Below are 22906 nucleotides of genomic sequence, written 5' to 3'. Positions count from 1 at the left end.
CCTTGATGTCAAACCGTAGGTTATGAGCATAAAGTGATGAACCCACTATTACGAGGTAGCTGCATACGTATTCAATTAATTAGCTAAAAAAGAGTGTATTAATTAATCCGCAAAACTTTATGTAATTAGTTCTATAATAAATAAAAATAATTTAACAAGAAGAAAATATGCTGAAAATTTCACTCGCTATTTTAGGTTTTATAATTGTTTTTAAGAGCAGTGCAGTAACGGTTACTGTTTATGATAATAACCAAAAAACTCAAGAGAATGCTGTTGTGTGGTTAGCTCCAGAGCAAGCCTCTGAGGTGAACTTAAATCAATCACTGTTCACTATGACACAAAAAAATCGCCAATTTACGCCACATATCTTAGTCGTTGAAAAAAACAGCCAAGTTGAATTTCCTAACGCTGACTCGATAATGCATCACGTGTATTCATTTTCTAAAAGCAAAACATTTGAATTAAAACTTTACCGAGAACAACCACAAAATCCAATTACATTTGAGCAAACAGGAGTTGTGGAGCTTGGATGTAATATTCATGACTGGATGTTGGGTTACATTGTTGTTGTGGATAGCCCATATTATGCAATCACCAATGAGCAAGGAGTTGCATCGTTCGACATCCAAAATGGAGCCTATAAACTAAATGTTTGGCATGAAGGCTTTAGAGATATTAGCAACATAGAGTCGCAGAAAGTTGTTATAACTAACAATAAATTAAGTTATCAATTAAAACAAAAACTAACTTTGCCTATTAGGGTTGAAGTTGATGAGTTTGACGATTATGAATAGTCTATTGCACTTAGCTGTTGTTATTTGCTTGTTGAGTGTTTTTACTGTCAATGCACAAGTTAAAGGTTTGCTGCAAGTAAGGGCTGTGCAAGCTGATTCACAACTAAGCTGGCAAGAGGGTGGAATTGGTTTATATCGCCATGATGCGGCTAATCAAGGTGTGGTTTTATCTCAGGGAATTATTGATTTAAGTGCAGATATAAGTTCTAGTTGGTCTGCCCATGCTGTAGTTAATTTATATCAAGATCCAAAAAGTACTTTGGGGGTTAGTCAGGCTTACCTGCAATATAAACCTTTAGTTCGCAGTGATTATAAATGGCATATTAAAGTGGGTGGCTTTTATCCACAATTGTCATTAGAAAATCCTGATATGGGCTGGTTATCTGTATATAACTATACCAATTCGGCAATTAATTCATGGGTAGGTGAAGAGCTGCGAACACTAGGTGTTGAAGCAACAATTAAACGCCCAGCCCGTAATTTTAATAGTGCCCATAGTTTTAGTTTGGTTGGTGCGACATTTAAAGGTAACGACCCTGCGGGGACATTACTCGCTTGGCGAGGCTTTGCTTTGCATGATCGCCAAACAACACTTAATGAGGCTCTCGCTTTTGCGCCTGTAGCGTCTTTAAATACTCCACAGTTACAATTTCAAGCAAACCAAGTTTTACCGTTTGAAGAGGTCGATGGGCGATTTGGTTATTACGTTGGTGGGCATTGGGATTATTTAAAAAAATCTCAGTTGCGAGTGTATTACTATGATAACAATGGTGACCCTGGCGCTCTTAATTATAATACGGGTCAATATGCCTGGGATACTCGATTTTTAAGTGTCGCATGGCTAAATAAATTTACACCGAAAACACGATTAATTATCCAAATAATGTCGGGTGGTACGGCTATGGGTCAAAACCGCGGCGTTGATACTCGATTTTATAGTCATTTTGCATTATTGAGTCATAAAATAAAACGCCACCGTTTCTCAGTACGTTACGATTATTTTGAGGTGACAGACAAAGACGATTGGAAGTTTGACCCTAATGCTAGTCATGGCGAGGGACTAACAGCAACTTGGCGTTATCAGCTTACACCACAATGGCAAATAGGTGTTGAGGGGTCAGCGCTTCATAGCCAAGCAGATAACCGAGTAGCTATGAATAAAGCATCGAGAATATCGCAGCAGCAAATAGCATTAAATGCTCAGTTTCGGTTTTAGTTGGAAGAATAACAAATTGAAACAGATAAGGGCTCTTGTGAGCCCAGCTGTTTATTTATGGCTTTTTATTTTTTGTCAAAAGCGCGTTTCATGTAATTAGGTGTTGCGAGTGCACCGTGATGAATGCCGCCATTGTAGTATTCACTATGCTCAGCAATTATGGCTGCGCCGTCTTCTCTAAAACCGTTAAATGCTTCAGATTTGCGAGCTAGCGTCACCGACCACAACCCACTTGGATAAATAGGTTGTGGGAATGGAAGAGTTTGCAAGTCTTTAAAACCAACACTTAGCATAGCTTCGCGCATTTCAACCAGAAGTGGCATATGCATTAATGGCGATTCACTTTGTTGTACGAGTATTCCACCAGGGCGAAGTGCGTTTAAACAGCTAGTATAAAACGCATGGTTAAATAAACCCTCACCAGGGCCTACCGGATCAGTTCCATCAACAATCACTACATCAATAGACTCAGCAGCTGCTTCGCGCATGTATTTAATGCCATCGTCAAACATTACAGTAGCACGTGGATCGTTATTTGATTCACATAACTCTGGGAAGTACTTTAACGACATTTGGGTAACTACTTCGTCAATATCGATTTGGGTTACAGTTTCTACACTTGGGTGCTTAAGCACTTCACGTAATGTACCGCAATCGCCGCCGCCAATAATAACCACATTTTTAGGGTTTGGGTGTGCTAGTAATGCTGGGTGGCTGATCATTTCATGATAAAAAAAGTTTTCACGGCTACTCACCATAGTGCAACCATCAATGATCATTAAATTACCAAAGTCTGTGGTTTCAAACATTTCTACTTTTTGAAAAGGAGACTGTTTTTCATCTAACTTTTTGTTAATACGTAATGAAAATGCGCTGCCATCGCGGTCGCTAATTTCAGTAAACCACTTACTTTGATCTAAATTTGCCATAGTTGTTGTTACACTTTTGGTTGAGTATGAAAAAAGGAGGCAATTCTGCCAGTGCTTGCGCTATTGCTCAATCAAATTTTACGCTCTTTAGCGAATAAAGTTAGCTATAAAGAGGGGAAAGTTCAATTTTTGTTAGCTTAGCAGATAGTGACGTATTAAAATGCCCCTTTACACCTAATTTAATAAAGAAGAGTTGCCATGACTTGGGGTTTAGAAACAGCACGTGCTACATACAATGTTGCTCATTGGAGCGATGGTTATTTTGATATTAACGCACAAGGTGAATTGATAGCCTATCCGGATGGCGACCAAACAAAACCTGCCATTTCTTTAAGCCAGCTTACCGAGCAATTTAAACAGCAAGGATTAACCTTACCAGTATTGGTGCGCTTTACCGATATTTTAAAAAACCGTGTAGATACGCTCACCAATGCGTTTACTCAAGCGCGTAGCAACCGTGAATATAATGGTAAATACACCTGTGTTTACCCTATAAAAGTAAATCAACAGCGTTCTGTAGTAAGTAAGCTTTTAGCACACCCAAGTGGTTTAGTGGGGCTTGAAGCCGGTTCTAAACCTGAACTAATGGCAATTTTAGGTGTGGCAAAAGAGCCTATTACTATTGTATGTAATGGCTACAAAGACAGTGAATTCTTACGTTTAGCCTGTATTGGTCAAGCAATGGGGCACAACGTTAAAATTGTGGTTGAAAAACTCTCTGAGCTAACCACACTGCTTGAAGAAATTGATAATTTAGGTATTGAGCCTGCTATTGGTATTCGCATTCGCTTAAATTCGGTTGGTAAAGGTAAATGGCAAAATACCGGTGGTGAAAAAGGCAAATTTGGCTTAACTGCAGGCCAAGTACTTAGTGCAGTGGAAGTGCTTAAGCAACATAATAAGTTGCATTTAATGCAAATGGTACATTTTCATATTGGTTCACAAATTGCCAATATTCGCGATATTCATCGTGCTTTACGCGAATGTGCTCGCCATTTTGCTGAATTAACTCAGTACGGTGTACCGCTGAATACGGTTGATGTGGGTGGCGGGCTCGGCGTTGACTACGAAGGTTCAGGCTCGCGAAGTGCTTGCTCAATGAACTACACAGTCGAAGAATATGCGCGTAATGTGGTAAATGCATTTGCCGAGGTGTGCGACCAACATAACTTAGCTCACCCTGCAATTATTACCGAATCTGGCCGTGCTCTTACTGCACATCATGCGGTGCTTATTACCGATGTAATTGATGTTGAAAAAGCGCCAAATCATTTAAACCCAGAACCACCGGTTGAAAACAGTGCCTTAGTATTGGATGAAATGTGGCAGTGTTTACAACGTTTGAACCCGCGTATGGCATTAGAGATTTATCATGATGCAATGCATTTATTTAGTGAAGCACACGATCAATACGTACATGGTTTAGTGAGCATGCTAGAGTGGGCGAAAATAGAGCAGCTTTACTTTACTATTTTACATCGCGTTCGTGCTTCATTAAGCTCTAATGCACGAGCTCACCGCGAAGTGCTGGATGATTTAAACGAAAAACTAGCCGATAAACTGTTTGTGAATTTTTCATTATTTCAGTCGTTACCCGATGTGTGGGGCATTCAGCAGTTATTTCCGGTTATGCCCATCGAAAACCTAACGCAGCCGCTAACTCAGCGCGCTATTATCCAGGACATTACTTGTGATTCTGACGGGCAAATACGTGAGTACGTTGAAGGTGCAGGAATTGAAACCAGTTTACCTATTCCTGAATATACACAAGGTCAGCAGTATCATATTGCGATGTTTATGGTAGGGGCATACCAAGAGATTTTAGGTGACTTACATAACTTATTTGGTGATACCGATTCAGTTCATGTTGAGCTTAATGAGCAAGGATATGTATTAACCAATGCCATTAAAGGTGACAGCGTTAAGGATGTATTAAAATTTGTTGATTATGATAGCGAGTTATTAGCTGATAACTTTGCCACTCAAATTAATAAACTTGATGTATCAGCGAACTGTAAAGAAGGTTACTTAGCCGAGCTCAATGCAGGGCTTGAAGGCTACACCTATTTTGAAGATTAATTTAGTTGCATAGTTAAGCGCGGTCATTCGTGGCTGCGCGATGTTTAAAGGAATAGAAGTAATGTCAGTTATTCGCAGTGTATTTAGTATTTTCTTTTACACAATAAACACTCTTTTTTGGTTTGTGCCTATTTTTATTTGTGGCATCGTTAAGCTAATCCCAATTAAGGGGCTGCAAAAATTAATGAGCTGGACGGCCAAGCAATGTGCCTCTATTTGGGTGACGTTTAACACCTTAAATCAAGTGTTACTAACGCCAACAAAGCTAAATGTGACTGGCCTTGAAGAGCTTAAATTAAAAGATTGGTACTTAGTTATTGCGAACCACCAAAGCTGGGTGGATATTTTAGTGTTACAGCGAGTATTTAACCGCAAAATACCTTTTTTAAACTTCTTTTTGAAAAAAGAGCTTATTTATGTGCCTATTCTAGGCCTATGCTGGTGGGCACTCGACTTTCCTTTTATGACCCGCACCAGTAAAAGCCAATTAAAAAAGAACCCTAAGTTGCGCGGCAAAGATTTAGAAACGACCCGTAAAGCCTGTGAAAAATTTAAAGAAATGCCAGTCAGTGTGGTTAACTTTGTCGAAGGTACGCGTTTTACAGCGCAAAAGCATGCGCGTCAAAATAGCCCGTTTCCTCATTTACTTAAACCTAAGGCAGGTGGTGTGGCGTTTGTAATGCAAGCCATGGGTGAGCAAATTTCTAAGGTGGTAAATGTCACTATTCATTACCCTGAGGGCATTCCTACTTTTATGGATTTTGCAGCCGGTAAAGTAAAACACATTGATGTACATGTTGAAGTCAAAGGCGTTAGTGATGGCTTAATTGGTGATTACACTAATGATCCTGACTTTAGAGTACGTTTTCAAACTGAATTAAATCGCGTGTGGGAAGAAAAAAACCAGACGCTCATTAATTTCAAACAAAAATAAAAAATGAGCTAACAGTTATGCTAAAAAAATGGTTACCTAATTGGTTAAATGGCTTAATTGTTGGCTGTGTTTTATTTGCTAATTTAATAATATTTGGCGCATTAGTACTTACCCTAGGATTAGTTAAATTAGTTTTTCCCATACCCATAGTAAGTAAATTATTACACAGCGCGTACAAGGGGTGGTGCAAAGGTAACCGCTTAGGGTTGTGGCTAGGCTGTAATGACATTAAGGTTAATATTAGTGGGGAGGTGAATGCCAACAGTTGGTATTTGCTAATCAGTAATCATATTAGCTGGCTTGATATTGCGGTATTAAGCTCGTTAAATGCATTACCAGCTCCTAAGTTTTTTTTAAAAGATGAGCTTAAGTACGTGCCATTTATAGGCACTGGTGCGTGGGCAATGGGTATGCCCTTTATGAAGCGGGTGAGCAAAGCACAATTGGCAAAAAATCCCAATTTAAAAGGCCTAGATGTCGAGCGTACTAAGCGCAGTTGCCGTAATTTTCGTCATCACCCTACAACCATAGTGAACTTTGTAGAAGGTACGCGTTTTACAGCGCAAAAGCACCAGCATCAACAAAGTCCTTTTCAGCATTTATTAAAGCCTAAGGCTGGTGGAACTGCTTTTGCCTTAGAAGTTTTAAATGAGCAGTTTGACGCTATGCTTAACACCAGTTTAGTGTATAGCGGTAAATCAGATCATGTGTGTCGTAATATTTTAAAAGGCGAGTTGGAGTCTATTAATATTACCATTGAGGTGATGCCAATAAATACACAGATGATTGGCAGTTACCAAACAGATCAAGTATTTAGAGCCGAGTTTCAGCAATACTTAAATAACTTATGGACAATAAAAGATAAGCAATTAAGCGCTATTCATATTCAGCAAGCTAGTACTGAATTAACTCCCAGTAAGGAAATTGAAATACCATGACCAAAACACACCTACAGGAGCTAATTACTCCTTGGTTTGAAAAAGTCCCCGATGCTTTTTTTCTCAGTGCCATCACCGCCTCATCGATAGGCATTCTCTCGCTATTATTTGTTTACTTATTTACTCGCCGCTTAATGTTACCAGGTATTCAAAAGGTGGTGACTAAACTCTCGCCTGAGCGTATTGGTTCATTGTCACCTATGTTGACCAAGCTCAATAAACGAATTGCTTGTTTGCTATGTTGTGTCCTTTTTTTAGCCACATTTGATAGCGTTTATCCCGTTAATGCAATTGCCCAAGAGATCCTTAAAACCATTGGCCAAGCATTATTAATTATCTATATTGGTTTTATTATTAGCAGTATTGTTAGTGTTGCCGGTGGTATTTATAACCAATTAGATTTTGCCCGGGAAGTGCCTATTCAAGGGTTAATTCAGGTGGTTAAACTGATCACCTTTATTGTCTGTTCAATATTAATAGTTAGTATTGTGCTTGAAAAGTCGCCTACTTATATACTATCGGGCTTTGGTGCGATTGCAGCGGTAACGCTATTAGTATTTAAAGACACCATATTAGGCTTTGTCGCCAGCATTCAAATTGCTGCTAACCGCTTAGTGACCTATGGTGATTGGATACAAGTAGACAACTATGGTGCCGATGGCGAAGTGATTGATTTAGGGCTAAATACCGTAAAAGTGCGTAACTGGGATAACACCATAACGACCATCCCTACTTATATGCTAGTGGCTGGTTCATTTAAAAACTGGCGCGGTATGCAAGAGTCTGGTGGGCGACGTATTAAACGTTCTTTAAACATTGATATGAACAGCATCTTTTTAGTTGATGATGATTTTAAAGCGCAAATAGAAGCGGCTATTCCACTGCAAGAATATATTCGACTAGGCACGCTTCCCGATCCTGTGTCGAACTTAGGGTTGTTTCGTCGCTATGCAGAGGGTTACTTAAAACAGCACAGTAAAATCAATACCTCGCTCACACTTATGGTGCGTGAGCTACAACCACTTAATCATGGCTTGCCGATTGAGTTTTACTGCTTCAGTGAAGACAAACGTTGGATATCGTACGAGCACTTACAAGCTGAAATTATGGACCATTTACTAGCTGTATTACCGGTGTTTGGGCTGCGCGCTTATCAAAGCGTCAGTGGGCAGTTAAGCCCAGCTGACGGGGTGAATATGGCGGGCAAACCTAGTATTAAAGTACCCAATAATGCTGTCCAAGGCCAACGCTAATAAAGAGCAATAATAGCCACCAAATAGGTGGCTTTTTCATACGTAGCCACGCAAATGCAGTAATCACTAACGCAATATGCCACACATTATTGATAGCTGAAGTCCAAATGGGCGAAAACAATGCAGCAGCTAAAAAACCAACCACGGCGGCATTAAGCGCAGCAATTGAGCTGGCAAAACGGGGTTTACTAGCTAAATTAATCCAGCTTTTTTGAAAGGCCAACATCAGTAAAAACCCAGGGGTAAATATCAATAATGTAGCTATGATTGCGCCTATTATTGGTTGCGCGGTGTTTAGCTGCGCGCCTAAGTAGGTGGCTATTGTAAACATAGGCCCAGGTATAGCCTGAGCACTGGCGTAAGCCGTTAAAAACTGATCATCACTTAAGGTTGGCACACCCGCTTGAAGTACTGGCAACACAACATGTCCGCCACCAAATACCATAGCACCGGCTTGGTAAAAAGGCGCAAATAACGCAAATTCTTGCCCTATTGGAATAAAGCTAACTCCAAGCAGTAGTGCAAATAAGCTAAGTGCTACCCAGTTAACTTTTCCCTGATCACTGTTAGTTTGCTGTGATAAATCACTTAATTGTAAGAGTGGCCAAATAGCGCCGACTGCGGCCGCAATAAGTAAAATAATAATTTGTGTACCTAACATCGGCAGTAGAATAAGAGCTAGGGTGCTTATAACTGCAATTAGCTTAAGGATTAGGTTACTGCAAAAGCTTTTGGCCATACTAAGGGTTGCATCGGCAACAATGACTACGGCAAAGAGCTTTAATCCGGTAATCACAGCAAAATAAACGGCGTCAAATTGGTGAGCACTAATAGCAAGCAGTGTCATAATTAAAAAAGAAGGCAGAGTAAAACCAATAAATGCGGTGATACCACCGAGTACACCTGCACGTTCTACCCCGATTGCAAAGCTAACCTGACTAGAGCCAGGGCCTGGCAGAGCTTGGCTTAGGCTAATTAGTTGTGAATAGCGACTGATACTCAACCAGCGCAGCGAATCAACAAAGTGGTGTTTAAAGTAACCTAAATGCGCAGCAGGGCCGCCAAAACTCATGCAGCCAAGCAAAAAAAACTGCCTAAAAATCGCAATTAACATAGTGGCCATCGCCTTTTTTATAAATCATTAAAGTGTCACAAATAAGTATGACATTTTTATGAAACGCTATCATTAGTTCGGTATTTAATAGGCAATAATAGCTGTTTTACGTTACTCTTCATTGTTGGTTCATACATATGTTTGCATAATTAAATTAATAAACTCTAAATGAATAGGAAATCACCATGACGTTAACTAAATCACTTTTAAGTGTCACTGTAGTTGCTGTATTACTTTCTGGCTGTGAAATGAATAACACAGGTAAAGGCGCCGCTATTGGTGCTGCAGCAGGGGGGATTTTAGGTAAAGCAACGGGCAACCATAAAGATAAACGTATTTTTATTGGTGCGGCTATTGGTGCGCTAGCGGGTGCTGCTGTAGGTGATTACATGGATAAGCAAGAAGCTGCTTTTCGTGATGAACTAGCAGGTTCGGGAGTTGAAGTGGTACGTGAAGGTGATAACTTACGTTTAGTGATGCCCTCTAATATTACGTTTGCGACTGATCAATCTTATATTTCATCGGGCTTTCATGACACTCTAAATGCGATTGCAAGTGTAATGAATAAATACGAAAAAACCTACTTAAGTGTTGAAGGTCATACAGATAGCACTGGCAAAGACAGTTACAACATGACTCTTTCAGAGCAGCGTGCGCAAAGTGTAAAAAACTACTTGGTAAACCAGCAAATTATGGCTGCACGAGTAAGCACGAGTGGCTATGGCGAGTCACGTCCAATTGCCACTAACGATTCAGCGAATGGTCGTGCGCAAAATCGCCGCGTCGAAATTCAAATAGTGCCTAATACACAAGGTTAATAGCTAAAGCCGCGAAAATGCGTGGTTTGGTTTATTCTAATGGCACTTTTGCCTGCGTTAGCTGTCACAAATAGTTCTTCGATAAGGACATATTTATGGCAGCGTGGCGCACGGCAATTATTTTATCAGTATGTTTACACGGATTAGTTTTGCTTTTTGTTGCCACATTAAAAGCACCTAACATAAAACCACAGCAATCAACCCCAATTAAAGCTTATATGGTATGTGTGCCGGCTAGAATTAAAGCAACACAACAAATCCCCCAACAACGCGCTCATACAAATACAGAAATCAAATCTATTGAGTCTGTTAATGGCACCCAATCAAAACCACTAAATATTAATTATAGAAAAACAGAGAAATCGACTGAGAAGCTAAATACCACCACGAATAATACTCAGCCTGTAATTTTAAAGCCTTACAAAAAGATCGATTTAAACAAAGGACTCAACAGTATTTTACAGCAACAAACTGGCTATTCTTATACTGCAAAGAATGACCCTCAGAAAATGCGTATTACAGTCCCAAAAGCGCATGCAGGCAAGGTAAAGCCACTATTAAAAATAGAGCGGCAAAATATGCAATTTACCACTTATCAACGAGGTGATAGCTGTTTTAGAAAGGTATCCGTTGGTGCTGGAGTTATGCCAAAAAATGACTTGCCAGATAGTTATATTGTTGGTGTACAGTGCGATAAAACTAAGCTAACTGAGGCTTACGATACCGCAATGAATAAATGGCTTGATAAAAAGTAACTACTAAAGCGCAATCAATCTAAATTAAACTGTAATTCACATAGCTTTTGATACAAGGGATTACTTGCCATTAATTGCTGATGAGTGCCTGTGGCTTTTATTTCGCCATTTTCCATTACCACAATCATATCGGCATGTTTTACCGTGGCCAGTCTATGGGCAATAATCAGCGTTGTTCTATTTTGCATTAAGTGCTCAAGTGCAGCCTGAACATGATGCTCGCTTTGCGCATCAAGCGCGCTGGTAGCCTCATCAAGTAGCAGTATTTCTGGGTCTTTTAAAATGGCGCGAGCAAGAACAATACGCTGCTTTTGCCCACCCGATAGCCTTACACCTTGCTCACCTAAGAAGCTGTTATAGCCTTGTGGTAACTGTTTTATAAATTCATCAGCATGGGCATGTTTGGCGGCCGCATAAACTTGCTCGTCACTAGCGCTTGGGTTGCCATAGCGAATGTTATGCATTACATCAGAGCTAAATAAAATCGGGTTTTGTGCCACCATGCCCATTTTGTTGCGTAAGGTGTTTAACGACAACAGTTTAATATTTATATTATGAAACTTAATCGCTCCGCTGGCAGGGTCATAAAAACGCTGTAACAGTTCAAACAAGGTGGTTTTACCGGCACCGGAAGGGCCAACAATAGCCACAGTTTTACCTGTTTCAATATTTAAGCTGATATTATTTAATGCGCTTACATCTGGGCGAGAAGGGTAATTAAAACTAATACCTTCAAGTGAAATTGCACTGTTGCTGGTTGTTGCATGTAACTGATCATCTTTTGGAATTTCGGGATTTTGTATTTTACTTTCAACCGCAAGTAGCTCGAGTAACCTTGCTGCTGCTCCTGCTGCGCGTTGTAGTTCACCGTAAACTTCTGCAACGGTCGCTACCGACATGGCCACCATAATGGCATAGAACACAAACGCGCCAAGTTCACCGCCCGTCATAGTGCCTGCGAGCACATCACTACCGCCTACCCAGAGCATGGCACTAATAGCGCTAAAGGTAAGAAAAATAACTGCTGCAATTAAAAACGAACGTTGTTTAATGCGGCTTTTGGCAACGTTAAAGGCCTTTTCAGTTTCATTAGCAAAAGCAGATTGCTCTTGCTGTTCATGGCTATAACTCTGTACCACTTTTATATTTTGAATGATCTCACCCGCGTAGGTGCTGATATCTGCAATCGCATCTTGGCTGGAGCTTGCTAGTTTGCGTACTTTTTTTCCAAAAACCAACATAGGCACCAGTACTAAAGGGACGCAGGCCACAACGACCAAGGTAAGCTTTAAATTAGTAACAAGCAGCATAATTAAGCCACCGACTAACATCAACGCACTTCGCAGCGCCATAGAGAATGATGAGCCGATAATAGATTGTAGTAATGTGGTGTCGGTGGTGAGTCGCGACATCAGCTCGCCGCTGCGATTTTCTTCAAAGTAACTCGGATGCAAAGTAACAATACGATTGAATACAGCTTTTCGAATGTCATTACTGACTCGCTCGCCAATCCACGACATTAAATAAAATCGGCTGAATGTACCCAGCGCCAATAAACTGATCAAACCAATTAATACCAAAACAGCTTGTTGTAATTGCGCTTGCGAGCCGGCAATAAAGCCATGGTCAATCACAAACTTAACGCCTTGGCCTAGCGATAAATTAACCCCTGCGGTGGCAAGTAATGCCACTAGAGCCCCTAAAACTACCCACTTATAGGGCTTAATAAAATTAAATATGGGGAATAAAGCGCTAAAAGCGGCTTTATCTGAAGCAGGCTTGTCTGTTGGCATAGTAGATTCTTATTGGTGATTAATGTATAGATATGGCATCAATAGATTAAAAATCAATAGTATTAAAAATCATCAATAGGGAAAAATTATGACAACTAAACAGATAACAGGCGAGTTTACCGTGACCTTAGCGCCTATAGAAGGGTATGCACACGGGCAGCAAGGCGTTAATTTAGGTCGGATGTCGATTGATAAACAATTTACTGGCAGCTTAACGGCCACTAGCCAAGGCGAAATGCTCAGCGCCATGACCCCCACTCAAGGCAGTGCCGGTTACGTGGCTATTGAGCAAGTAATAGGCGAACTTGATGGTTTGCAAGGTGGTTTTGTATTACAGCATTTTGGGCTGATGGACAAAGGCCAAGATAGCTTGATTTTAAAAGTCGTACCCGACTCTGGTACCAATGAGCTCGCAGGATTAACAGGCAGTATGGCGATACGAATAGAGCAGGGTATTCACCATTATGATTTTGAATACAGCCTATAAAGCAGGTATTTATAATGCAAAAAGTAATCGAATTCAGAAAGGCCCGTTTTTTGGGTGGGGTAGATATAGTCGCACTAAATGATCGCATACAGGAATTAAACCAAGACGGCTGGAAAGTAATAAACGCAGTGCCATTAACAGGCTTTTATGGCCAAGTGCATGGTTATACATTACTTATTGAAAATGAAGAGATATAAGGGTTACTAATGGCGTTATCATTATGGTTGAGCTTAGCATTGGTGTGCATGATGGGCGCAATGTCGCCTGGTCCCAGTTTAGCTGTGGTATTAAAGCATAGCTTAAGCGGTGGCATGAAAAATGGCATGCTGGCAGCGTTAAGTCATGGTTTTGGAGTGGGCTTATATGCAGCGGCTTCATTGTTGGGGTTAGGCGCATTGATGTTGCAGTTTCCTACTGTGTACCAATTTTTAGTGTACTTAGGGGCAGCCTATTTAGCGTATTTAGGTTTGAAAATACTATTTTCAAAGCCCAACGACAGCGAGCTAAACATTCAGCAAAGCGACATGAGCAGCTCTAAGGCGTTACAAGATGGCTTTGCCATTGCATTTTTAAACCCCAAGCTAGCAATTTTCTTTCTGGCGTTATTTTCACAATTTATTGACCCAGAGAGTCTTACTTTAAGTATTGGCATTATTATGTGCTTAACGGTTTTTGTAATAGATACTGGCTGGTATTTATTGGTAGCCTTACTAACTGAGGTGTCTAAAAAACGCTTTGGTTTTACTAAGCAAAATATATGGTTAGATAGGCTGTTAGGTGCGGTATTTATTGCGCTGGCAATTAAAGTGGTTATTGGATTGTAACTATCAAAGTGGTTGAATTGTGTGCAGCTGATAATTAATGTAACTTAAAAATACTATAATTTAAAAGTAATAAAACTATGTCTCATATAACTTTAAAAAGTGCCACTTTTGATAACAAAGTAAAACAGTATTGGCTGTGTTTAGCTGCAATATTTAGCCTTTTTCCAGTTGTAACTATTGTGCTTTTACCCGTTGTATTGCTTTTGGTGTGGCTAGTCGCAGGGCGAGTATTAGCAGCTATGTCGGCCGATTTACTAGAGCGCAAGCTAGTGGTTAAACGTGGTATTTTGTTTAAAGAAGAAAAGTCCATCCCGCTTGAAAAAATCACTGATGTCGGATTAAGCCAAGGGCCGCTTATGCGACTATTTGGCTTATACCGTTTAAGCTTTGAAACCGCAGGGCAGTCGGGGCAAGGCGCATTGGTATCTTTATTGGGGGTAGTTGATGCCAGTGAATTTCGTGAAGCCATTTTAACTCAAAAAGATAACCTCACAGCAGAACAACCTGCTAAAGCCAAGCAAGATGAATCACAAAGCCAAGTCGAACTGATTCGCTCATTGACCTACAGTGTAAAAAATATCGAGCAAATGCTAGTCACACTCCTTGAAGAAAAAAGATGATTAGGTCATTTAAATAGGGAGTTAATGGAATATGGTTAAGTAGAGATTACTTTTTGGCTTGTTTTTTGTAGGTATCATCCGATGATGCCTACAACACGCTAACCCTAGGTATCTTCAGTATTAGTATTCGAAATATATGAAGATATTGATGATGACAGGTTTTTATCTAAAGCACTTTCTAAGCAATGGGAGACTGATGGTGCCGATATTTTAAAGTGATTTAATGCAATACCGTCTAAATAAGTTAAATAAGGATTTACCGATAAACTGAACGCACCTAGCTCTTTTATCCACTTTGCTAAAAAAATAACACGATATTGCGTGTCGCTCCCGTTGTTAAGGTTAACTTCTAAATTTAAATTCTTACTTATTTCACTCCATGGATTCCGATACAAGGTTTCACCAACTATGATCGGTTTTGATGTAAAAAAGCTATCAGGATTTTTAATATTCTGTTCAACTTTATGATTTACCCAGTTTTGAATTCGTGATGATGTATATTCTTCAAATACAGCCTTTACTGCACTATTTATATGGGAGGGGCAGTTTTTTTGTCTATCTAGAGGAGAAGGCTGACTTATTTGATGAAATGACATTAGGCCTAGTTCAGTCTGAAGAGTGTGTTTAAATGTTGAGAAACGCTCATCAATTGCTTTTTGTTTAGATATAGCAATAAGATCATTTTTATTTAATATCGTAGCTTTTGTATATTTACCTGACCCATTTTTACTATGATTTCCTACAAAAAATGCAAAATGGTTGTTACCAGAGACATCCACAATAATAACTTTATGCGGATTGGAATCACATGTTTGATCAGCAATCGCTGCTTTTTGATTAGAGAGTGTAGTGTGGCATTGAGTTAAAGGTGTATTGCTTTTTGCTAGTTCAGAGGCTCTGTCATTATTACAATCTTCACATACCATTAAGGTAATGCTGTCATCAGCATTTACAGAGTGAGCAATGCCGAGTAAAAATAATAAAGCTGCAACTTTTTTCATAAAGTCTTCCTTAGACGAGTGTTCCTTTTTTATATACAATAGCGTTGAAGTTTATTAATTTCAATCTTTGATTTTAATTGAGCATTGTAATTCTCTAATTTGGATTATGTTACAAAGCTCAGCGATCGGTTGATCGCCGAGTAATTTAATTTTTAGCATTTAAAATGCCTGACAAACATCTTCTGCTTTACAGGTAATAACTGTCACGTTTTCGTAGCCTACTCGGGTCAGCGCTTCAGCACTTAATGTTGCACGCGCGCCACTAGCGCAATGTAAGTAAATAGGACGGGCTGCGTCTTTTTCTATTTCCATAAGTTTCATTTCAAGTAACCCGCGTGGAATGTTAATTGCGCCAGTAGCTGCTTTGGTGGCATGTTCAGCGGGTTCACGCACATCAATCAGTAAGCCTTTATTTTGCTCAAGTTCTTTCTTTGCTTGTTCGGCATCAATACGGCGCTGATTAGGGGTAATAATTTTTAGTAAATCGGGAATAGGGGTTAGCATGGTGTTTATTCCTTAAAGCCAAGTTTGCGTAATAGAGTGATCATTGGGCACCAGCTAGTAAAAGCTGATTGAATTAAGTTTACTGCGATAAAAGCTGTAAAGTAAATCCACTTAGGATCATGATAAGTTTGTAATAAGAGCGACACAATAATCATTATGCCAGCGATTAGTCTGAGTGCATTGTTTAGTTTCATTATAGTAGGCCAGTTATTTAGTTCAGTACAGCCACTATATTAGATATATCTATATTAGTAAAATCTAATATTAGACTTTTCTAATCTAACGTCCTATACTCAGGCTCTATTTTAGAATAAGAGCATAATATGAATATTGACTTTACTGCCATGGCCGGCAATGTAGAACAAGCTGAGCAGTTATTAAAAATTTTAGCCAATAAAAATCGCTTAATGATTTTATGTTCTTTGCAAGATTCCGAAATGAGCGTATCACAGCTTAATGAAGCCGTGCCATTAGCGCAGTCTGCGTTATCTCAGCACCTAGCAGCGCTACGTAAAGCAAACATTGTGGCTACGCGCCGCGAGAGCCAAACAATTTATTATCGTGTCATTGATGAAAATGCAGTCGTTTTGCTTGGTACCTTGTATGGGTTATTTTGTAAGGGCTAAGTGCGATGAGCTTAATAGACAATGCGGTAAAAAGTAGTTTAAGTGGTCGCATTCCGATTGTTATTTTTGTGATGTCTTTGTTACTTGGGGTATTTGCACTAAATCAAACACCTCGAGAAGAAGAGCCGCAAATTACTGTGCCCATGCTCGATATTTATGTATCAGCACCTAACGTTGAGGCGCCTGAAGTCGCTAGGTTAGTAACACAACCGCTCGAAAAGTTACTGGCTCAGTTGGGGGGAGTGAAGCATATTTACTCAACCACACAAACTAACAGTACAGTGGTTACGCTGCGCTTTGAAGTAGGGCACAACCGCGAACAAGCAATTTTAGATACCTATGCAAAACTAAATAGTTATCAGCATACAATGGCATCGGTGATCAAAAGTTGGCAAATTCGTCCAATAGAAGTAGATGACGTGCCTATTGTGATGTTAGCCCTCTACAGTAAAGACCCGCAACTCTATGGTGATTATGAACTAACCCGTTTTGCTAACGAAATTGCTAATAGTTTACAACGCATTGAGCATACCAGTGAAGTTAAAGTAATTTCTGGGCGTACGCGTACTCTTACCATCAATTTAAATGCCAGCGCACTGGCTGCCCATCAAACCACGGTAAACGATGTTTTTTACGCATTAAATGTATCAAATCAACTCACCCAAGTGGGAAATGTGGTTGATAATCAGCAGCAAATTGCTATTCAGGCAGGTGATGTACTAAGAACACAATCAGCGGTAGAACAATTAGTTGTTAATGTGGTTAATGGTAAAAGTGTTTACTTGATGGACATTGCAACAGTCAGCGATGGCCCTAGTGAAACTGAGCATTACCAATGGTTAGCGCAATCTACTGATCAGCAGCAGTTGCCTATGGTTACTTTAAGCGTAGCCAAGCAAACAGGGACTAATGCGGTTGCTGTTGCAAATGATGTTCATACCATGATGAATGAACTTGCAAATACCTTACTGCCACCAGAAGTTAGCTATACAGTGCTCAGAGATTATGGCCAAACTGCGAATGAAAAAGTAAATAACCTCACATCAAGTTTAGTGTTTGCGGTGTTTACTGTGGTAATTTTTGTTGGCGTGTTTTTAGGCTGGCGTCCTGCCGTGGTGGTTGGGCTGGCGGTTCCTATTTGTTATGGCATTACACTCTCATTAGATTTTGCATTTGGTTACACCATTAATCGGGTGACCTTATTTGCGCTTATTTTATCATTAGGCTTACTGGTAGACGACCCAATCACGGGTATTGATAATATTAGTCGCTTTATAAATAACAAAGGCGATAAAAAGCAGCATGTTGTTGGCGCAATGAGCGAAATTCGAAATGCCTTACTTATGTCTACACTCACCATTATGGTGGCGTTTATTCCACTGGCGTTTATTACCGGAATGATGGGGCCATACATGGCACCCATGGCGTTTAACGTGCCCATTAGTGTCATGGTGTCTACTTTGGTAGCTTTTTTTGTCACCCCATGGTTGGCAATGAAATTGCTTAAACCAAACACCCTAGAACAACCTGAGCTTGAGCCTAAAGCGGGTTTATACCAAAGATTACTTAGTCCACTACTTGCCTCAAAAGTGCGAGCTAAATGGGTGCTATGGATAACGTTAGGATTGTTTATTATCAGCGCCATGTTACCCGTGATGCGCTTGGTACCATTAAAACTCCTGCCTTTTGACAATAAAAATGAGCTGCAAGTACTTATAGATATGCCAGAGGATACTAATCTAGAGAGCACGGCTGCATTTACTAAGCAGGTTCAAACCCTGACATGGCAGTTAAATGAAGTCAGTGAAATAGCCGCATATGTTGGGCAGCCCTCAAGCATGGATTTTAATGGCATGGTGCGTGGTTATTATCGCCGTGAAGCTGCTAACTTAGCAGAGCTCAGAGTATTGCTGGTGGATAAATCAGCACGAGATCATCAATCTCATGGTGTGGTTATGCGGTTACGCGAACAACTTGCTCCTTTAGCAAAAAATGGCATTGTTATTAAAGTGGTCGAGGTACCACCTGGGCCACCGGTGTTGAGCACTTTAGTCGCTGAAGTGTATCGTGATCCCTTTGTTGATAAGCATACCCATAGGCAGGCTGCTCAAAATGTTGCTGCACGTTTGCGCCAAGAGCCTCATGTTGTTGAGGTTGACACATCTTTAGTTGCCCCAGCCCCATTACAGCGCTTTATTACGGATAAAACCAAAGCAGCGCTCAGTGCTGTTGCTACCCAAAATATTGCACAAACACTCAGTATTGCTTCGCAGGGACAACAGGTTGGTGTGTTGTATGTAAGCAATGAAACTCAGCCAGTCCCAATACAATTACAATTGCCTTATAGCGAACGTAATCAGCTTTCACAATTACTTGCGCTGCAAGTAAGAGGGGATAGGGACTTAGCTAAAACCAGTAATGAGTTAGGTATAACAAGTGCACCAAGGCCTTTAGTATCGCTTTCAGAGCTGGGAGAGTTTAAACCATTAAACGTGGCCGACACACTAATGCGTAAAGATCAGCGTGACGTTATTTATGTGATGGCGGAACTAAATGGACGCACGCCTGCAGAGATTATTGCGGATGTAAATGCGGATTTAAACGCAAGTGATCATGGGTTTGAAAAAAGCGTATGGTTAACGCGACACTTTTTTAATAATGGCGGAACCGCGCCATGGCAATTACCGCAAGGAACTGATGTTAACTTTAGTGGTGAAGGTGAGTGGCGCATCACCATTGATGTGTTCAGGGATATGGGCATTGCTTTTGCCTTTGCGCTCAGTGCTATATTTATTATTTTACGCATTCAAACTCAATCTGTTAGTTTGTCGCTGATTATTATGTCGGCCATTCCATTAACAGTGATTGGTATTATGCCTGGGTTTTGGTTACTCAATCAATTTGGTGAGCGCACTATAGCGGGTGCTCCTGAGCCAGTATTATTTACCGCGACTGCGATGATAGGCATGATTGCCTTAGCAGGTATTGTCGTTCGTAACTCACTTATTTTAGTCGAATTTATTAACCAAGCACGAGCTCAGGGGATGGCAATAAAAGAGGCACTTATTGCTGCAGGGTCTGTACGAATGCGCCCAGTATTGTTAACCGCCGGAACTACTTTATTAGGTAACTTAGTGATCACACTTGACCCCGTATTTAGCGGATTAGCCATAGCAATTATTTTTGGCATCGTGGCGTCTACCGTGTTTTCGTTATTTGTTGTACCGCTTGTTTATTATTTAGTGTTTACAAACCCAGAGGAAGAAGCACATGCAGGGTAAATCAAAAGTTTTAGGCGCAATCAGTGCATTGGTTGTGGTTATTGTAGCAGTGCTATACATGGCCGGTAGCTTTAGTGATAAACAGCCTGCAGGGTTAAAAGAGATTCCATTTACTCAATATCAAGGTGAGGTGGTCACTGTTGAGCTGCAAACTATTTCGCGAACAGAGCATGTACCGGGGAGTGTAATTGCGAAACAAAACACCCAAATTTCGTCAAATGTAATGGCACAAGTAAAGCAATTCAAAGTACGTGCCGGTGATAAAGTTAATCAAGGTGACTTATTAATCACCCTTAAGCAAGATGACTTTAAAGCGATGCTGGCACAAAGTGAGGCAAATATTAATGCGGTGCAAGCCTCATTAAACCAAGCTAAAAAGCAACTCATTAGAATAACTGAGTTACAGGGAAAAGGGCTAGTACCAGTGAGTGACCTTGATGATGCTAAAGCAAAATTTGATAACTTAACTGCCAACTTAGCTGGAGCAAAACAGCAGCAAACCCAGGCGCAGGTATCACTTAATTACACGCAAATTAAAGCCCCAATCTCAGGTGTAGTTGTTGAGCGTTTAGCCGAACCTGGCGATACAGCCTCGCCTGGCATACCGTTGTTAACGCTTTATAATCCAAAACAACTTCAACTTGCTTTTAATGTACGAGAGCAACAAGCAGTAAAGCTTAAGTTAGGCGATCGTTTAAACGTGAGTTTACCTTCGCTCGATCTAACAACGTTTGCAAATATCAGTGAAATTGTACCAGTCGTTGATAACGCTGCACGTAGCTTACTGATCCGGCTAGAAATTGAGCCACAGCCAGGGATGATCCCTGGGTTATATGCACAATTGCATTTACCGTTTGAAAACACCCAAGGCGTAATGGTAGATCCTCGTTGGGTACATGACTTTGGACAGCTTAGTATGATGTATGTCATTAATGCAGACAAAATTGAGCGTCGTTTTGTACGCTTAGGTGAGCAGATTGATAATCAGCAACATATTATTACGGGCCTTAAAGCTGGCGATAAAATAGCTGTCGATTATCAACCAATAACTAAATAACCTGAACTCTGGATAATAAATCTATCTCAAGCAGCTATTTTCAGCGCTAACTGCGTTGAATTTACTTGCAATAGGGTTAGCTATTGACGCGTAATTTCGCTTTGTTTTCTCTGGAAATCTCTCAACCAGAGTTCAGGTTAAATAAATGTGGCTATTTCATCCAGCGACTTTTTATCAAGTGCATGCAGTGGCACCGTTGCATGCTCATCGGGGTAGCCTGCAATTAATAGCATATAAGGACGTTCGTTGTCTTTATCACGGCCACAAATATCGGTTAAAAAGCTCATTGGTTTTGGCGTGTGGGTCAAGGTTGCAAGGCCTGCTCGGTGTAGTGCTTGAATTAAAAAACCAGTGGCCAGCCCTACTGATTCATGCACATAGTAATTAGTGTTTTTATCGTCCGTATTTACACCCCCCTTTTTTTGACTAAACACTGCAATCAACCATGGTGCGTGTTCTAAATAGGGTTTATTAGCATCGGTGCCTAAAGGTTTTAATGCATCAAGCCATTCCTCTCCTGCGCGACCTTCATAAAATGAGCGTTCTAATTTTTCAGCGGCTTCTCGTATTTGCTTTTTAACATCTGCGCTATTAATGGCTACAAAATGCCATGGCTGGTGGTTTGCGCCACTAGGCGCTGTACCTGCTGCTTTTATACAGGTTTCAATGATTTCTTTTGGCACCTGGCGGTTACTAAAACTGCGAATACTATGACGGCGCTGGCTCGTTTGTAAAAACTCCTTTGCGCGCGAGAGCATTGCCTCTGACGGGTATTCTATAAAATCGGTTAATGGTTGGCTTTTGTGATCTTGCATGGCTGTTCGCTTCTTATTTTTAGAGTGTTTTGTTTTTATACCGAGAGGCTCATTTCTAAGCAAGTGTTATTAGAATGAATTTCTGTTTATTTATTGTTACAAAGTTAACTAGTTACTAACTTATGTTCCTGTTTTTAATGTGGTATAAAGCAGCATAAAAATAATACTTACAATTCAAGGAAGTAAAAAATGCTATCAATAACAGGGTTATCAAAAACCTACGACAACGGTGTCCACGCTCTACAAGGTGTCGACTTAAATATTCCTAAAGGTATGTTTGGATTACTCGGTCCTAATGGGGCTGGTAAATCTTCATTGATGCGTACAATTGCAACGTTACAATCAGCAGATAGCGGCAGCATAAAGTTTGATGGGATTGATGTCTTAGCACAACCCAAAAGTTTACGTGAGCGTTTAGGCTATTTACCGCAAGATTTTGGTGTATACCAACGCGTGAGTGCTTATGACTTATTAGATCATATGGCAGTTTTAAAAGGCTTAAACAATAAAGCTGAGCGTAAAGAGGCCGTTGAAGGATTACTCGCGCAAACTAATTTATACGACCATAGAAAAAATGCGGTGAGTGGTTTTTCGGGCGGTATGCGTCAGCGTTTTGGTATTGCACAAGCTTTATTAGGCGACCCTGATTTACTCATTGTTGATGAACCTACGGCAGGGCTGGATCCTGAAGAGCGCAATCGTTTTCATAATTTATTGGTTGGTTTAGGCGAAAGTAAAGTGGTGATTTTATCAACCCATATAGTTGAAGATGTATCTGAGCTTTGCCCAAATATGGCTGTATTAGCAAGCGGTCAAATTTTACTTGAAGGTAACCCAATTGAACTGACTAATACGCTACAGGGCAAAATATGGCACAAGGCGATGAGTCAGGCTGAAGCTGTCGAACTAGAACAGTCATTACCTGTGATCGCGAAGCGTTTGTTTGCCGGAAAAACATTACTCAGCGTATTTGCTGACGACGCCCCGCAAGGCTTTGAGGCAAAGCCCGCTGATTTAGAAGATGTTTATTTTTCAACATTGCATAAACATCGCAATAAAGCAGCATAA

General features: G+C 40.4%; 23 protein-coding genes. 16 read left to right on the top strand and 7 right to left on the bottom strand.

Annotation, left to right across the window (positions count from 1 at the left end):
* Positions 1–167 precede the first annotated feature (167 nt).
* Complete coding sequence (locus B1F84_RS14240; RefSeq protein WP_131691785.1) at positions 168–794, top strand: methylamine utilization protein; 627 nt, start codon at positions 168–170, stop codon at positions 792–794.
* The gene (locus tag B1F84_RS14235; RefSeq protein ID WP_131691784.1) at positions 772–2010 is read left to right on the top strand and encodes a hypothetical protein; all 1239 of its coding nucleotides are present in this window, start codon (positions 772–774) and stop codon (positions 2008–2010) included. The genes B1F84_RS14240 and B1F84_RS14235 overlap by 23 nt, the downstream gene beginning before the upstream one ends.
* Before the next feature lie 65 nt (positions 2011–2075).
* On the opposite strand, the gene speE is transcribed toward B1F84_RS14235, so the two are convergent.
* Positions 2076–2939: a polyamine aminopropyltransferase gene (gene speE, locus B1F84_RS14230; protein WP_131691783.1), complete on the bottom strand. Its 864-nt coding sequence runs from the start codon at positions 2937–2939 to the stop codon at positions 2076–2078.
* 198 nt (positions 2940–3137) lie between these two features.
* Here speE and speA point away from each other — a divergent pair, with 198 nt between their 5' ends.
* From speA to B1F84_RS14210, 4 genes are all read left to right on the top strand, one after another.
* Complete coding sequence (gene speA / locus B1F84_RS14225) at positions 3138–5018, top strand: biosynthetic arginine decarboxylase (protein ID WP_131691782.1); 1881 nt, start codon at positions 3138–3140, stop codon at positions 5016–5018.
* A gap of 61 nt (positions 5019–5079) precedes the next feature.
* Entirely contained in the window at positions 5080–5952 is an 873-nt protein-coding gene (locus tag B1F84_RS14220; protein WP_131691781.1) for an acyltransferase, read from the top strand.
* Positions 5953–5969: 17 nt separating this feature from the next.
* Positions 5970–6890: an acetyltransferase gene (locus B1F84_RS14215; protein ID WP_131691780.1), complete on the top strand. Its 921-nt coding sequence runs from the start codon at positions 5970–5972 to the stop codon at positions 6888–6890.
* The gene (locus B1F84_RS14210) at positions 6887–8143 is read left to right on the top strand and encodes a mechanosensitive ion channel family protein (RefSeq protein ID WP_131691779.1); all 1257 of its coding nucleotides are present in this window, start codon (positions 6887–6889) and stop codon (positions 8141–8143) included. Before B1F84_RS14215 ends, B1F84_RS14210 begins: the two co-directional genes overlap by 4 nt.
* Here the strand turns inward: B1F84_RS14210 and chrA are convergent.
* Complete coding sequence (gene chrA / locus B1F84_RS14205) at positions 8106–9257, bottom strand: chromate efflux transporter (RefSeq protein ID WP_131691778.1); 1152 nt, start codon at positions 9255–9257, stop codon at positions 8106–8108. The genes B1F84_RS14210 and chrA overlap by 38 nt on opposite strands.
* A 185-nt stretch (positions 9258–9442) precedes the next feature.
* Here chrA and B1F84_RS14200 point away from each other — a divergent pair, with 185 nt between their 5' ends.
* Together B1F84_RS14200 and B1F84_RS14195 are read left to right on the top strand one after the other, a co-directional pair.
* Positions 9443–10075 (top strand): OmpA family protein, encoded by a 633-nt coding sequence (locus B1F84_RS14200; protein ID WP_008467299.1) that lies wholly within the window; start codon positions 9443–9445, stop codon positions 10073–10075.
* A 95-nt stretch (positions 10076–10170) separates the two neighbouring features.
* Positions 10171–10830, top strand: coding sequence for a hypothetical protein (locus tag B1F84_RS14195; protein ID WP_131691777.1), 660 nt, complete (start codon positions 10171–10173; stop codon positions 10828–10830).
* A gap of 14 nt (positions 10831–10844) precedes the next feature.
* Here the strand turns inward: B1F84_RS14195 and B1F84_RS14190 are convergent, their stop codons facing one another.
* Entirely contained in the window at positions 10845–12623 is a 1779-nt protein-coding gene (locus B1F84_RS14190; protein ID WP_131691776.1) for an ABC transporter transmembrane domain-containing protein, read from the bottom strand.
* A gap of 88 nt (positions 12624–12711) precedes the next feature.
* On the opposite strand from B1F84_RS14190, the gene B1F84_RS14185 reads away from it, so the two are divergent.
* The 4 genes from B1F84_RS14185 (at position 12712) to B1F84_RS14170 (ending at position 14554) form a co-directional block, all read left to right on the top strand.
* Positions 12712–13110, top strand: a complete 399-nt coding sequence (locus B1F84_RS14185) for a DUF3224 domain-containing protein (RefSeq protein WP_131691775.1) — start codon at positions 12712–12714, stop codon at positions 13108–13110.
* A gap of 14 nt (positions 13111–13124) precedes the next feature.
* Positions 13125–13307: a hypothetical protein gene (locus B1F84_RS14180; protein WP_010392465.1), complete on the top strand. Its 183-nt coding sequence runs from the start codon at positions 13125–13127 to the stop codon at positions 13305–13307.
* Between the two features lie 9 nt (positions 13308–13316).
* Entirely contained in the window at positions 13317–13934 is a 618-nt protein-coding gene (locus tag B1F84_RS14175) for a LysE family translocator (protein ID WP_131691774.1), read from the top strand.
* A gap of 77 nt (positions 13935–14011) precedes the next feature.
* Complete coding sequence (locus B1F84_RS14170; RefSeq protein WP_131691773.1) at positions 14012–14554, top strand: PH domain-containing protein; 543 nt, start codon at positions 14012–14014, stop codon at positions 14552–14554.
* Positions 14555–14658: 104 nt separating this feature from the next.
* Here the strand turns inward: B1F84_RS14170 and B1F84_RS14165 are convergent, their stop codons facing one another.
* The 3 genes from B1F84_RS14165 to B1F84_RS14155 all read right to left on the bottom strand — a co-directional run bounded on the left by B1F84_RS14165 (position 14659) and on the right by B1F84_RS14155 (position 16253).
* Positions 14659–15555: a hypothetical protein gene (locus tag B1F84_RS14165; RefSeq protein WP_131691772.1), complete on the bottom strand. Its 897-nt coding sequence runs from the start codon at positions 15553–15555 to the stop codon at positions 14659–14661.
* A 159-nt stretch (positions 15556–15714) separates the two neighbouring features.
* Complete coding sequence (locus tag B1F84_RS14160) at positions 15715–16059, bottom strand: rhodanese-like domain-containing protein (RefSeq protein ID WP_076919633.1); 345 nt, start codon at positions 16057–16059, stop codon at positions 15715–15717.
* Positions 16060–16064: 5 nt separating this feature from the next.
* Positions 16065–16253, bottom strand: a complete 189-nt coding sequence (locus B1F84_RS14155; protein WP_010392474.1) for a DUF2892 domain-containing protein — start codon at positions 16251–16253, stop codon at positions 16065–16067.
* 129 nt (positions 16254–16382) lie between these two features.
* Between B1F84_RS14155 and B1F84_RS14150 the strand changes: the two genes are divergently transcribed.
* From B1F84_RS14150 to B1F84_RS14140, 3 genes are read left to right on the top strand one after another with little or no spacing between them, the layout of a single operon-like run.
* On the top strand, positions 16383–16685 hold the full coding sequence (locus B1F84_RS14150; RefSeq protein WP_010392476.1) for a metalloregulator ArsR/SmtB family transcription factor: 303 nt from the start codon (positions 16383–16385) through the stop codon (positions 16683–16685).
* Between the two features lie 5 nt (positions 16686–16690).
* Positions 16691–19966, top strand: coding sequence for an efflux RND transporter permease subunit (locus B1F84_RS14145; RefSeq protein WP_131691771.1), 3276 nt, complete (start codon positions 16691–16693; stop codon positions 19964–19966).
* On the top strand, positions 19956–21023 hold the full coding sequence (locus B1F84_RS14140) for an efflux RND transporter periplasmic adaptor subunit (protein ID WP_131691770.1): 1068 nt from the start codon (positions 19956–19958) through the stop codon (positions 21021–21023). Before B1F84_RS14145 ends, B1F84_RS14140 begins: the two co-directional genes overlap by 11 nt.
* A gap of 137 nt (positions 21024–21160) precedes the next feature.
* On the opposite strand, the gene B1F84_RS14135 is transcribed toward B1F84_RS14140, so the two are convergent.
* Entirely contained in the window at positions 21161–21838 is a 678-nt protein-coding gene (locus B1F84_RS14135) for a nitroreductase family protein (RefSeq protein ID WP_131691769.1), read from the bottom strand.
* 189 nt (positions 21839–22027) lie between these two features.
* Between B1F84_RS14135 and B1F84_RS14130 the strand changes: the two genes are divergently transcribed.
* On the top strand, positions 22028–22906 hold the full coding sequence (locus tag B1F84_RS14130) for an ABC transporter ATP-binding protein (protein WP_131691768.1): 879 nt from the start codon (positions 22028–22030) through the stop codon (positions 22904–22906).

The sequence above is a fragment of the Pseudoalteromonas sp. DL-6 genome, from assembly GCF_004328665.1.
GTDB lineage: Bacteria > Pseudomonadota > Gammaproteobacteria > Enterobacterales > Alteromonadaceae > Pseudoalteromonas.
The sequence above is the reverse complement of the archived record's forward strand: the minus strand, read 5'-3'. Positions and strand labels throughout refer to the sequence as shown.